Genomic DNA, 12972 nt, shown 5'->3' on the forward strand with positions numbered 1-12972 from the left:
GCGGTAGCACCTAAGCCTTTATATCCTTAGGTGCTAGTTTATCAATACTTAGCTTTTGGGTTTTAATAGTGTTTTTAGTTCTGCTATTTGCGCTTTTAACTCATTTATTTGCCCTTGGGTTGCGGGCAATGAATCTACATCGGCTTGCTCTTCGCGGGCATTGCGATGCTCCTCTGACATAACTTCTAAAATAGCGCCTACCATCATGTTTAAAAATACGAAAGCGGTTAAGAATATAAAGGTAAGGTAGTAAATCCAACTCAACTTATAGACAGCCATGGTTTCGTACATGACGTCGGTCCAATCTTCAAAGGTTGCTATTCTGAACAGAGTTAACATTGAAATTGATACGTCTCCCCATAGGACTGGGTTTATATCAGAAAATAACATGCTACCAGTTGCGGCATAAATATAGAAAATAACAAACATTAATAGTGCAATGTAGCCCATTTGCGGTATGGCTTTTAATAATGAATTAACCAACAAACGCAGTTCTGGCACCATAGAGACTAAACGTAGTACACGGAATATTCGTAATAAACGGGCTATAAAAATGGTCGAACCTGCAGCTGGGTATAAACTGCCAATAACGATTATAAAGTCAAAAATATTCCAGCCTTTGCTAAAAAAGGCTTTTAAGCCTTTACTTGCAACATAGCGGATAATTAGTTCTATTAAGAAAAACACCGTGATGCCAACGTCCATCCAATGTAAAGCAAATTCAACAGTGGGGTGTAACGAATAAGTGTGTGCACCAACAGTGAGCGCTGATACGACAATAACGGCGATAACAAATGATTGAAATAGTTTACTTTTATCGATACGCTGGAACAGCTCTTGTAACTGCGACAACATCATAATTAGCCCTTAACGGTTATAGATATAAAACGTTTGCAATATACAGCAAAATCGTCACGGATGAATTACTTTTCCAGTTTAAAATGTAAGGAATTTTTAATGCTTTTCAATAGGCTAAAATGGGTTGTAAGTGCCTTCGTGGTTCTGTTTTTAACCGCTTGTAGTACTGATGCCCGCTATCACGAAGTTCAAGCTGCTCGCTTAGGCGAATGTAGTCATATGGCAGATAAAGAATACCATCAATGTATAAAGCGCCAAGAAGACGGTTACAAAGAATTTAAACAGCAGCAAGATATAGTCCCAGAGAACGACTTAAGCCAAGAGCACACCACTAAAAATGACTAAAACGCAAAAGCAGCTCGATAAATTATTGCGCGCTACTTTAACTGGCGCATGCGAGCAGATCAAAGATCATCTAACAGACTTTAGTTGGTTAACTCATCATATAGATTTAAAAAAACCAGCTACATCACTTAAAGTCAGATGTTATTTTATTGATGCGCTTGCACTTGAGCAGGCAAAACAAAAGCAACAGCTAGCGTTAGTCGAAAGTATTATAGTAACAGAGCTGGCTGTTATTAACTTAACCCCTCAAGAGGTTCTGTTTTTAGCTGATTAAATTTAAGGAAAATCGATGTGTCTAATGTAATCAATAATCAAAATCCAGACTGATTGTTTATTGCACAAGCAAAGCTCAGGTTAACTATCAGAGCGTGAAAACACAACGATTACGGTGCTTTAGTTTGGTATCAAGATGACATACAGCTATAATCCAACAAAATAGTAAAAGAGATCCATTATGGCAGTTCCTACTCGTTCACAAATCACCCCTGGCACCGAAGTTAATATCGTTTTAAAACAAGATCAGCGTAGCGGCACATTAACGCAAGGTGTTGTTGAGCGCCTTTTGACTAAATCACCCAATCATCCGCATGGTATTAAAGTGCGCTTAGAGGATGGTCAAGTAGGGCGAGTGAAAGAGATTTTGTCATGAGTGTACTTACTTTAAGCGAATTCTGGCAATTAGTTACCGTTGCAGATAGAACCGCAGAGCCAGAATCAGTCAGTGAACGTTTAAAAGGTTTACTTACAGATTTAAGCGATGCACAGCTCATTGAATTTGATAAGCAATTTAGCATTTGTATGCGCCAAAGTTATACTTGGGAGCTATTCGGTGCTGCGTTTGTAATGGCCGGTTGCAATGATGAATACGGTTTCTCAGAATTTCGTTGTTGGTTAATTTCTCGTGGTGAAGCAGCTTTTAATGCTGCGCTTGAAAATGCTGATTCTTTGGCTGATTGCACTCCTGTTTATCATTTAAACGAGCAGCCTTATCCTTACTTAGATGAGTATGACTTGATCGCTGGTTTATTATATGAACAGCGTAATGAAGACGAATTACCCTTTGCTCCTTCAGGCCTTGATCAACCCAAAGGTAAGCGCTTTAAAGATAAGCCTAAATTTTTAAAGTTGGCATATCCGCAACTATTTGCTAAATATTGGCAGTAACATAATATTAAAAACCAACCATGACTCAGTATACTGGCTGGTTTTTATTTTAATCACCGTAGCTATGCTATGCTGAGTATATAAATCAATAAATGTCAGGTATTTAATGCGCTATCGTAAAGTATTACTGTGTTTAGTGTCGGTTTTTTTAAGTACAGTTGTCAGTGCTAAAACTGAGCTGCCAAGTAATAAGAGTCAGTTTATTAGTTTATTCAATACTAAGGTTGGTAGTTATCAATTGGTATCAGGTGAGGCTAAAATGTGTGCTGGTGGACAGTTAACATGGCTTGATGCAAATGAGCCTGATCTTGGCTTTAAGCTCGGTGATGAAATTATTTTTAATAACTTACACCATGGCACACAAACGAATAAAGTCGCTAACTTTTGTTTGGTCACTACTAAGTATAAATACACCACGCAAAGCATTACCATGTCACTACGCCATACTCGCTGTGAAAACGAGACAGATAATTTAGACACTAGCCAAACGCTGCGTTTTATTTCGCCTACAACGCTTGCGTACAGTGTAGAGAGAAGTAATGTTCGTTGTCAGTTTGAACTACAACTTTAAATTTAACGATAATGTGAGTTTTTTATAAATCACAACTTATTTTCGGTAAATGCTGCCAACGCGTTGTGTACTGAGGCGATAAAAATGCACGCTTCATATGCCATGCTTGGCTTAGTTGCTGACTTGCCAGAGTTAGCGTGTCGTAGCCGTATCGCTTATTAATTGAATCTAAACACTCCATTAGTTTTATGTTGTCTTGGCTAGGAGCAAATAGGTCGGGTTGTTGAAACTGTTGTGAACTAAGCTCGAGTGCACCCACACCACATTTATAAAAACGGACGTTGTGTTGATATAGCTGCGTAAATATTTCGCTAATTGCTTTAGCAAATACACGGCTATCTGCGCTAGATACGGGTAACTCATACACTAATGATTTTTTATAGTAATGTGACTCATGGGGCGAGCTTGCTACAAATAGTAACAGGCGTTTAGTTAAGGAGCGTTGCTGACGTAGTTTGCGAGCGACAATAATACTGTGATTGATCAACGCTGTTTTTAATGCAACCGGATCAGTTAAACGTTCACCAAAACTACGGGTCGAAAAAATTTCACGCTTATCTTGGCGTACATCATCCCAATTTAAACACACAATGCCATTTAGCTCATTAACTGTACGCTCAAGCACTACGCTAAATAAACGTTTCATACGTTTTGGTGTTTGTTTGGCTAAATCAAGCGCGCTGTTAATGTTAAGTAGTTTGAGTTTTTTAGCTAAACGTTTGCCAACGCCCCATACATCAGCTACATCCATCGCGGCTAAAATATGTTGTCGTGCTTGTTCGCTATCAATCACTGCAATCCCATTAAAACCGTTGAGCTTTTTAGCAGCATGATTAGCTGCTTTAGCAAGGGTTGGTGTAGGGCCAAAGCCAACTCCAACAGGGAGTTTTGTTTCGCGCCAAACTGTGCGACGAATTAACTGGCCATACTGATGCCAGTCATTAATGAGTGGGGTAAAGCCGTTAAACTGCAAAAATGCTTCATCAATCGAATATACATGTTGGGTGTCGCAAAAACGGCTGATCACATTCATCATTTTATCGCTTAGATCCGCGTACAACTCATAATTAGATGAGCGAATAACCACCTTATGTTTGGCCAGTAAATGTTTAACTTTAAAGTAGGGCTGAAACTTAGGGATATTTAAGCGCCGCGCGATAGGACATATCGCACAAATGCAGCCATCGTTATTGGTTAATACTACAACAGGTTTTGAGCGGATCGCTGGATCAAATACTTTTTCAGCGCTGGCGTAAAACGCCACTGCATCCACTAAGCAATACATTGGCGCAGCTCAGCACTAGAGCGATGTAATCGAATCGAACGAGTAACCACACCTTCTAATTGAAATTCATCACTATCAGTCAGTTGCACTGGGGGATATAAGTCCGATGCAGAGAGTAGCCGTGCATTAGTTTTATCTAATAATTTACAAACAAATAAACCATTTAAGTTAGCTACAATGACATCACCATTTTTAGCTTCTTCGGCGCGATCAACCAATAATAAATCGCCGTCAAAAATACCGACCTCTTGCATTGAGCAGCCGGATGCCACACCAATAAACGTCGCATCGGGGTGTTTGATCAATAGCTGATCCAGTGATAAACCAAGTTCTTTATACTGAGCGGCAGGTGATTCAAACCCGCATACGCCCGCTTCGATATAAATAGGAATAACAAACATAAATAATTAACCAAACACATATACTGTATAAGTGTACAGTATATGTGTTTTAGTTAACTTATGCCAAGTAATGAAGTTGCGATCACTGCATATTTTTAATCATTTTTTGAGCAGTATCTAAAAAGTCATTGATTTGTTGAGAGTTTAAGTTTTTGCACATTTGCTCATTAACATGCTGTTCGGCGTTTAATAGTTTGTCATAAAGAGCATGACCTTCAGAGGTAAACGATAAGATAAAGCAACGCTTATCGTGCTCACTGGCATCTTTGTCAATCAGCTTTAATGTAATTAGTTCTTTAACTAAGCGTGCAATTTGCGCTTTATCGCGCTGGGTTTGATTCACAATATCGTTAGCAGTGCAGTGAGTTGTCGCTGCAATAATATGTAGGCAACGCACATGCATTGCGTTTAACCCAAGCTCACCTGCATTAATAGCTTCGCGTATGGTAACGCGATAATTTTGCATTAAAGCAAATAATGTATTGGCCAATGAAGAGTTCATAATAAATCCATAATGGTTGACAAAGTCAATTAAATTGCTATAGTTGATTTTATCAACCAATGGGGCGTTGTGCAATTAAACACGTAAATAAACCTTCTGAGGAGATCAAAATGAGTAGAAAAGTACGTCGTGCAACCGTAATAAGCACAACAGCGATAGCCCCGCATTTAAAGCGTCTGGTTGTTGGCTCAGATGAGTTTCATGATTTTCCTGCGGATCAACAAGGTGCGTACGTAAAAGTACTATTACCACATGCTGGACAAGATGAGGTTGAAACTGACCTCAAAGCAGCTGAACCTGCACCTAAGCGCTCATATACAATCAGAGCTATAGATACTATTAACCATACAATTACGCTTGATTTTGTCGTCAATCAGCATCGTGGTATCGCAACTGATTGGGCTAAACAAGCAAAGCCTGGTGATAAACTCGCAATTGCAGGCCCTGGCCCTAAAAAGCTTGATGATTTTAGTCAGTCGCAGTATTTGATGATTGCTGATTTAACCTCAGTTAATGCTATTAACGGGTATTTACAGCAACTACCTGCAACAGCTGATGTTGATGTGATCATTCATGTTGCTGACGCGCAGGATGTTATCGAGCTCGATACAATCAAAGCACACAGCAAACACACTATAAATTGGTTAATTACAATGCAGCCGCAAATAGATGTGGTTGATCAGGCTTCAGTGCTATTGAATCAATATACGCAAAAACCATTGATTTTCATGGCGCTAGAAGCTGCTATTGTGCGCACCATTAAAGATTTAGCGATTGATAAATATGCAATACCGCGTGAGAAGATTGTCTGCTCAGCGTATTGGAAGCAAGGTGTTGATGCAGATGGCAAGCTAACGGTTTAATCACATTATTAGCAGCAAGTAAGGGAATTAGAGTGCATACCCATGAGAGGAAGTTTACTTAAACAAAATAAGCGTCTCACAGCACTTACTTTAGAATAAGTAAACTTAGGTATGCACTCAGGTTCGGTGTCGAGACGTTAAAGAGTCTTAACTAATCGATTTAAGTATTTAACCATTCTAGCGGGCTAAATAAAGCGCTCACTGTATTAGTAGTTTTTGATGTAGAGCAAGAAAAAATAGCTAAGCCTTTATTGTGTGTTTGATTGTAGCAATGTCTATCTCGACAATTGCTCCACGCTTTTGGATCACTTGGGCGGCCAGTAAATTACCCGCTTGTGCACATTGTTTTATAGGTTGCTCTGTTAACCACTGGGCTAAAAAGCCGGCGTTAAATGAGTCACCTGCGGCGGTAGTGTCGATCACTTTTTCTACAGCGACAGTATTAAACAGCTCGACTGAAATTGAATTATCAAGGTGTTTTTTACTGTATTGGCAGCCATCTGCGCCGAGTTTTACAACGACCTCGTGAGCGCCTTGTTGGTGCAAACGCTCGGTACATTGCGCAACATTACTATCTCCCCATAATTGTGCTTCATCGTCAAAGGTCACTAATGCTAAATCGGCTAGTGCGTATGCTTTATTATTGGCAAGGTGGCAGTGCATTTTGCTTGACCATAATGCAGGGCGATAGTTGCTATCATAAATAATTTTTATCCCTTGCTGTTTTAGTAACGCTAAATGGCTGAGTAAAGTATGGCAATCTTGCTCTGCTAAAATTGCCAGCGAGATCCCCGATAAATAAATAGCATCAACTTCGGCAAGGCTGGTTAGTACTTTTTTAAAATCAGTATGTTGCAATAAATATTTAGCGGCTGAGTCGCTACGCCAATACTGAAAAGTACGCTCCCCTGACACATCGTTTTGAATCATATACAAACCCGGTTGTTTGTTATGACTGAGCAGCACATTGTCAGTATTAATATGGTGAGCTTGCCATTTTTCAATCAGTGCACGACTTAGTGGATCAGTGCCCATGGCACTGACGTAATTGACGTTTACTTCATTGCCTGCGAGTTTTTTTAAGTAAATGGCGGTATTCATGCTGTCGCCGCCATAATTTTGTTGCATAGCAGTAAATGGTTGGCCGCTAAGCTCAACCATACATTCGCCAATAATTGCGATGGACTTAGGTGTCATTTATAACGTCACTCCTTTTTTCCAAATAGCGACTTCACGAATGTCGTTTATTTCATTGCAAGTTGGTTGGCCGTTTACGATGTTGACTAGCAGTTCAACAAACTCCCCGTGGACTTGCTCCATTGAGACATCGTTAATTAAAACGCCAGCGTCAAAATCTATCCAGCGTTTTTTCTTATTGGCAAGTTCTGAATTAGTAGCAATTTTTAACGTTGGCACAAATCCACCATAAGGCGTACCGCGGCCAGTGGTAAATAACACCATATGACAACCTGCAGCACCAAGTGCGCTGGTGGCAATAGGGTCGTTACCTGGTGCATCTAATAGATTTAATCCAGGTATTTGCAGGCGTTCACCATAGTGTAAAACCGCTTGTACTTTACTGGTGCCGGCTTTTTGCGTACACCCTAATGATTTATCTTCTAAGGTAGTGATCCCGCCTTTTTTATTACCTGGCGACGGATTTTCATAAATAGGTTGATTATGAGCTTTGTAATAACCTTTAAAGTTATTAACCATGTTAACGAGCTTGTTAAAGGTTTCCTCGTCTTTACAGCGCGACATTAATAAAGTTTCAGCGCCAAACATTTCAGGTACTTCGGTTAATACCGTTGTGCCACCTTGAGCAATTAAATAATCTGAAAAATAACCCAGCATCGGATTCGCCGTGATACCAGACAAACCATCGCTGCCACCACATTCAAGGCCAAACTTTACTTCAGATAAAGTACCCGGTTGACGTTTATCTTGTTTTACTTGGGCATAAATTTGTTCAAGTAGCGCAACGCCTTCTTCAATTTCGTCATCCGCTTGTTGGGTGATCAAAAACTTAATTCGGCCTTCATCGTAATCCCCTAAGCCATCACGAAATGCCGGTAATTGATTATTTTCACAGCCTAAGCCAACGACTAAAGCGCCACCAGCATTTGGATGCAGTGCCATGTTTTGTAGCAGTATCCGTGTTGTGTCTAAATCATCGCCCAGCTGAGAGCAGCCAAACTGGTGAGGAAACGCATAAATGCCATCAATTTCTAATTGTGGATGACGCAGTTTAAACTCTTTGATCATTTGGTTGATCATGCCATTAACACAGCCTACCGTAGGGATCAGCCAGATTTCATTACGAATGCCAATTTCACCGTTTTGTCTACGATAAATATTTACTTCAGGCGAAGGGGTCGCTTCACTTTGCTCAATAAACTCAGGAATATACTGATAATCCAGTTCATCATTGAGGGTGGTTTTAACGCAATGGGTATGCACCCAACCGCCTTTTTGAATATTCTCTAGGGCAAAGCCAATGGGGGCACCGTATTTAATAACATTCTCTTGTTTATTAATATCACGCAGCGCCACTTTATGGCCTTTATCAATGTTCTCATTGACTAAGATCTCTTCGCCATCAACGGGCAATATTTCACCAGCGGTGATATTACGCATTGCAATGGCAACATCATCAGTTGGGTGTAGTTTAATTAATGGTTTCATATTATTGGCCTAACTGGTTAGTAAGCGTAGTAGCTACACCTTCAGTGAGCATATTACGTAGGTGAGATGTAACGGTGGCAGTTAATTCAGGAAGTTCATTTAAATCACTTTCCCAATGCCATTGTGCCCCTAGTACTTGTTCAACAAGCGTGTTTAAGGATAGGGTGTTGTTATCAAAGTCATGCCACAGGGTATTAAATAGTTCTAGCCATTGTGGTGCATCGCTCAATTCAATTTGCTGCTCATTACGTAGGCCTTTATACATCAAAATTTGCCCTGCAATAGCCAATGCCATCATATTCGGTACGGCGTTATTTGTTTTCACATAGGTGTGCAACTGCGGCAAAATACGGGTCTTAAATTTAGTCATACTGTTGAGTGAAATAGCCAGTAATAAATGGCAAATATACGGATTTCTAAAGCGGTTCAGTACATCATTGGCAAAGCGCTTTAATTCATCTTCAGGTAAATCAAGAGTGGGAATAATTTCAGCAAAGATTAATTGTGTTAGGTATTTTTCAAACAAAGGATCGGCCAGCGCATCGCCCACAGAATCAATGTTCGCCATGTAAGCTAGTGGCACTAAAGCCGTATGAGCACCATTTAAAATACCGACTTTTTGTTGTTTGTAAGGTGAAATATCATCAACAATTTTTATATTTAGGTCGCTGTTTTGTAAGCATAGTAATTCTGCTAGATGCTGCGGTCCTTGAATAACAAACAAGTGAAAGTACTCAGCGGTTACCATAAAGTTATCTAAATAACCTAACGATTCTTGTAGTTGTTGATGCTCATCACGGGGGAAGCCTGTAACAATACGGTCAACTAAGCTTGAGCAAAAGTGGTTAGCTTCATTCAACCAGGTTGAAAACGCCTCAGGTAATTGCCAAAGTTGGCAGTATTGAAATACTATTTCTTTGAGTTTTTCGCCGTTGTAGTCAATTAACTCACAAGGGATGATCACCATGCCGCTGTCAGCTGAGCCATTAAAGTGATTAAAGCGATGGAACAGCCACTGCGTTAATTTAGCTGGGAATGCTTTAGCGGGTGCGTTATCGAGTTTATCAGTATCAATATATTCAATACCAGCTTCAGTGGTATTTGAAAAAATAATTTTCAGATCCGGATTCTCAGCTAATGCCATATAACGCGGAAAATCTTTATAGACAGGAATTTCTTCATTGATTGAACTAATAATACGGTGATCGGCAACTGTTTCACCTTGCTCGTTTAAGCCACGAATAATAGTGGTATACAAACCGTCTTGAACATTAAGTAAAGGAATTGCGTCATAATCAATAGGGCGGATCACCGCAACGCCGGCGTTTAGATCACTCGTTTCGTTGAGTTTATCAATTTGCCAATCGATAAAGGCACGCAAGAAATTCCCCTCACCGTATTGCATTATTTTTGTTGGGTATTTGTTTTTATTAAAGTTTTTTCTATTCAGTGCTTGCATAATATGAACCTATAAACGTTATATGGGCTGATTGATTTTTACATCTTAGCCACATTTGCCACCGGTGGCAAATAATATTTGACAAACTGCCACCGGTAGCGAAGAATGGGTGTTAACAAGTTTAGTTAATTCAATTTACATTGAGTTAGTAATTACGTAATAAATACTTTATACAGGAATTTTAAATGACAGCCACCTTGTTTGATCTAACTTCAAAAACAGCACTCGTCACCGGTGCAAGCCGCGGACTGGGTCAACAAATTGCACTGGGTTTAGCAGCTGCTGGTGCAAAGGTTATTTGCAGTAGTAGTAAAGAGCATGGCTGCCAAGCAACGTGTAAGATGATCAAAGACCGTAGCGGTGTAGCTTTTGATTATGCTGCTGATTTAAGTAATGCAGACTCAGTTAACGCATTAGCAAACAAAGCGTTAACTGAACATGGCGGGATTGATATTTTGGTCAATGTTGGCGGCACTATATTTCGCAGCCCTGCGGTGGATTACCCGTATGAGCAATGGCAGAATGTTATGAAAGTAAACCTTGATGCCAGTTTTTTATTGGCCCAAGCGGTTGCGCCAAACATGATCAAACAAGGGTTTGGCAAAATAATTAATATTGCCTCAATGCTGTCATACAGCGGCGGTATGACAGTCCCAGCATATACCGCGAGCAAACATGCGGTAGCGGGTCTTACCAAAGCGCTGGCAAACGAATGGGCGCAACACAATATTCAGGTTAATGCTATTGCGCCAGGTTATTTTAGAACCGATAACACCCAAGCATTACAAGATGATGCCGCCCGTAATAGTGAAATTGAAAAGCGTATCCCTGCGGGGCGTTGGGGTGAAGCAGAAGACTTAATTGGTTCAGCCATATTTTTATCATCAACAGCCAGTGACTATGTCAATGGCCATATTCTCGCGGTTGATGGTGGCTGGTTAGCACGATAATTTTTAATTTTAGGTAGCATGTTATGAGCACACAAATAGAGTCACGTTATGCCGTTGGTCCAAATGAAGTTAAAGGCTATGACACCCAACAGTTAAGAGATGAGTTTTTGGTCGACAAACTCATGCAAGAGAACACCATTTATTGGTTATACACTCACTACGAGCGTTTTATGGTGGGCAGTGCGGTGCCAACCAGCGCACCGCTTAGGTTAGAAACGGTAGACAACTTAAAAGCAGCAAACTTTTTAACGGGTAGAGAGCTTGGTGTGATCAATGTTGGCGGCAGCGGCACGGTGACTGCTGATGGAGAAGATTTTCAGCTTGGCTATAAAGATGCCTTGTATTTAGGTAAAGATACCAATGAGGTGCTGTTTACTAGTCATGACAGTGGCAATCCGGCAAAATTTTATCTTAATTCTGCACCAGCTCACCACAAGTATCCAAATAAGTTAGTGACACGTAATGATGCCAATGTATTGCATTTAGGTGCGCTTGAAACCTCCAATGAGCGCGATATTAATCAGATGCTGATCAATACCGTAGTACAAACATGCCAACTACAAATGGGGCTAACGGAATTAAAACCAGGCAGCGTCTGGAATACCATGCCAGCTCATCAGCATGATCGTCGCAACGAAGTGTATTTTTATTTTGAAGTGCCAGAGCAGCAAGCGGTGTGTCACTTTATGGGCGAGCCGACTGAAACTCGCCATATTTGGGTACATAACGAGCAAGCAGTGGTATCGCCACCATGGTCAATTCACTCAGGTGCTGGCACACAAAACTACAGTTTTATTTGGGGCATGGCTGGTGAAAACCTCGATTATGATGATATGGATAAATATCAACCAAGCGAGCTGAGATAATCAGCTCTTTAATGATCATATAGCGATAAGAAGAAATAATAATGAATAGAAATCTTCTCATAAAGATAATGCTAGTTTTGTCGTTATTTTTGCTAACTAGTTGCACTGATGACAAAAAAACAGTGCGATTAACTTTGGCACATACATTAGACACGCGCCATGTGGTGCATCAAGCAATGGAATATATGGCTGAACGTTTGGCATTTTATTCAAATGGCACAATGGAAATTGTTATCTATCCAGGTGGTCAGTTGGGGTCTGAACGTGAACTCATTGAACTATTGCAAATAGGTAGCTTATCAATCACTAAAGTATCGGCAAGCCCGCTGGAAGGCTTTGTACCTGAGATGAAAGTGTTTGGCATTCCGTATTTGTTTCGCGATAGTGAACATTTTTGGCGTGTACTTAAAAGTGACTTAGGCACCGAGCTACTTAATAAAGTAAGCACTGCAAGGCTTAAAGGTTTGGGCTATTACGATGCAGGCAGCCGCAGCTTTTACACCACTAATGGCGCGATTAATACCCCAGATGATTTAATAGGTAAAAAAATTCGCGTGTTAAATAGCCCTACAGCAGTTGCAACAGTGCAAGCTTTAGGCGGCGCAGCAGCACCGATTGCATGGGGCGAATTATATGCCGCACTGCAACAAGGTGTAGTTGATGGCGCAGAGAATAATCCGCCAAGTTATTACTTATCTCGTCATTACGAAATCGCTAAATATTATTCGCTGGACGAACATACCTTTGTTCCAGATGTAATTTTAGCAAGCTTAGAAGTTTGGAACTCACTTAACAACGAACAACAACAGTGGTTAACCCAAGCGATGGCCGACTCTGTTGAGTACCAACGTTCACTGTGGCAAAACGCATCTGATGAGGCGCTTAAAGCAGTTATTGCAGAAGGCGTACAAGTGACTTACCCAGACAAACAAGCGTTTCAAGATAAAGTGGCTGATTTTCATGCTTCGTTCGCTAATACAGCGGTTGCAGATCACATTAAAAAAATAAAAAGCATGTAGGAGC

General features: G+C 40.4%; 16 protein-coding genes. 9 read left to right on the forward strand and 7 right to left on the reverse strand.

Annotated elements, in window-relative coordinates:
- Positions 1-48: 48 nt before the first annotated feature.
- Positions 49-855 (reverse strand): ion transporter, encoded by an 807-nt coding sequence (locus PVK79_RS10285; protein WP_182731243.1) that lies wholly within the window; start codon positions 853-855, stop codon positions 49-51.
- A gap of 102 nt (positions 856-957) precedes the next feature.
- Here PVK79_RS10285 and PVK79_RS10290 point away from each other — a divergent pair, with 102 nt between their 5' ends.
- The 5 genes from PVK79_RS10290 to PVK79_RS10310 all read left to right on the forward strand — a co-directional run bounded on the left by PVK79_RS10290 (position 958) and on the right by PVK79_RS10310 (position 2938).
- Positions 958-1203, forward strand: a complete 246-nt coding sequence (locus tag PVK79_RS10290) for a hypothetical protein (RefSeq protein ID WP_182759776.1) — start codon at positions 958-960, stop codon at positions 1201-1203.
- Positions 1196-1477 carry a hypothetical protein gene (locus PVK79_RS10295; RefSeq protein WP_145239153.1) on the forward strand — a complete coding sequence of 94 codons (282 nt, stop codon included), beginning with the start codon at positions 1196-1198 and terminating at the stop codon, positions 1475-1477. The genes PVK79_RS10290 and PVK79_RS10295 overlap by 8 nt, the downstream gene beginning before the upstream one ends.
- A gap of 180 nt (positions 1478-1657) precedes the next feature.
- Positions 1658-1852 (forward strand): YwbE family protein, encoded by a 195-nt coding sequence (locus PVK79_RS10300; RefSeq protein ID WP_145239148.1) that lies wholly within the window; start codon positions 1658-1660, stop codon positions 1850-1852.
- Positions 1849-2367, forward strand: coding sequence for a DUF4240 domain-containing protein (locus tag PVK79_RS10305; protein WP_257326629.1), 519 nt, complete (start codon positions 1849-1851; stop codon positions 2365-2367). The genes PVK79_RS10300 and PVK79_RS10305 overlap by 4 nt, the downstream gene beginning before the upstream one ends.
- Before the next feature lie 106 nt (positions 2368-2473).
- Positions 2474-2938 carry a hypothetical protein gene (locus PVK79_RS10310; protein ID WP_182735182.1) on the forward strand — a complete coding sequence of 155 codons (465 nt, stop codon included), beginning with the start codon at positions 2474-2476 and terminating at the stop codon, positions 2936-2938.
- A 22-nt stretch (positions 2939-2960) separates the two neighbouring features.
- On the opposite strand, the gene PVK79_RS10315 is transcribed toward PVK79_RS10310, so the two are convergent.
- The 3 genes from PVK79_RS10315 to PVK79_RS10325 form a co-directional block, all read right to left on the reverse strand.
- The gene (locus PVK79_RS10315) at positions 2961-4223 is read right to left on the reverse strand and encodes a Y-family DNA polymerase (protein WP_257326630.1); all 1263 of its coding nucleotides are present in this window, start codon (positions 4221-4223) and stop codon (positions 2961-2963) included.
- Positions 4211-4624: a LexA family protein gene (locus PVK79_RS10320; protein WP_145239137.1), complete on the reverse strand. Its 414-nt coding sequence runs from the start codon at positions 4622-4624 to the stop codon at positions 4211-4213. Before PVK79_RS10320 ends, PVK79_RS10315 begins: the two co-directional genes overlap by 13 nt.
- A gap of 82 nt (positions 4625-4706) precedes the next feature.
- Positions 4707-5126 (reverse strand): MarR family winged helix-turn-helix transcriptional regulator, encoded by a 420-nt coding sequence (locus tag PVK79_RS10325; protein ID WP_145239134.1) that lies wholly within the window; start codon positions 5124-5126, stop codon positions 4707-4709.
- A 110-nt stretch (positions 5127-5236) separates the two neighbouring features.
- Between PVK79_RS10325 and PVK79_RS10330 the strand changes: the two genes are divergently transcribed.
- Positions 5237-5989 carry a siderophore-interacting protein gene (locus PVK79_RS10330; RefSeq protein ID WP_257326632.1) on the forward strand — a complete coding sequence of 251 codons (753 nt, stop codon included), beginning with the start codon at positions 5237-5239 and terminating at the stop codon, positions 5987-5989.
- Between the two features lie 240 nt (positions 5990-6229).
- Here the strand turns inward: PVK79_RS10330 and PVK79_RS10335 are convergent, their stop codons facing one another.
- From PVK79_RS10335 to PVK79_RS10345, 3 genes are read right to left on the reverse strand one after another with little or no spacing between them, the layout of a single operon-like run.
- A complete protein-coding gene (locus tag PVK79_RS10335) occupies positions 6230-7186 on the reverse strand; it encodes a sugar kinase (RefSeq protein ID WP_182731228.1) in 957 nt (318 codons plus the stop codon).
- Positions 7187-8674, reverse strand: a complete 1488-nt coding sequence (locus PVK79_RS10340) for a UxaA family hydrolase (RefSeq protein WP_145239125.1) — start codon at positions 8672-8674, stop codon at positions 7187-7189.
- Between the two features lies 1 nt (position 8675).
- Positions 8676-10133, reverse strand: a complete 1458-nt coding sequence (locus PVK79_RS10345) for a tagaturonate reductase (RefSeq protein WP_182779028.1) — start codon at positions 10131-10133, stop codon at positions 8676-8678.
- 185 nt (positions 10134-10318) lie between these two features.
- Between PVK79_RS10345 and PVK79_RS10350 the strand changes: the two genes are divergently transcribed.
- From PVK79_RS10350 to PVK79_RS10360, 3 genes are read left to right on the forward strand one after another with little or no spacing between them, the layout of a single operon-like run.
- Positions 10319-11083 (forward strand): SDR family oxidoreductase, encoded by a 765-nt coding sequence (locus PVK79_RS10350; protein WP_182735178.1) that lies wholly within the window; start codon positions 10319-10321, stop codon positions 11081-11083.
- 23 nt (positions 11084-11106) lie between these two features.
- Positions 11107-11949, forward strand: coding sequence for a 5-dehydro-4-deoxy-D-glucuronate isomerase (gene kduI / locus PVK79_RS10355; protein ID WP_145239116.1), 843 nt, complete (start codon positions 11107-11109; stop codon positions 11947-11949).
- Between the two features lie 41 nt (positions 11950-11990).
- The gene (locus tag PVK79_RS10360; protein WP_257326635.1) at positions 11991-12968 is read left to right on the forward strand and encodes a TRAP transporter substrate-binding protein; all 978 of its coding nucleotides are present in this window, start codon (positions 11991-11993) and stop codon (positions 12966-12968) included.
- Positions 12969-12972: the final 4 nt, after the last annotated feature.

This window comes from Pseudoalteromonas rhizosphaerae (assembly GCF_028885455.1).
GTDB lineage: Bacteria > Pseudomonadota > Gammaproteobacteria > Enterobacterales > Alteromonadaceae > Pseudoalteromonas > Pseudoalteromonas rhizosphaerae.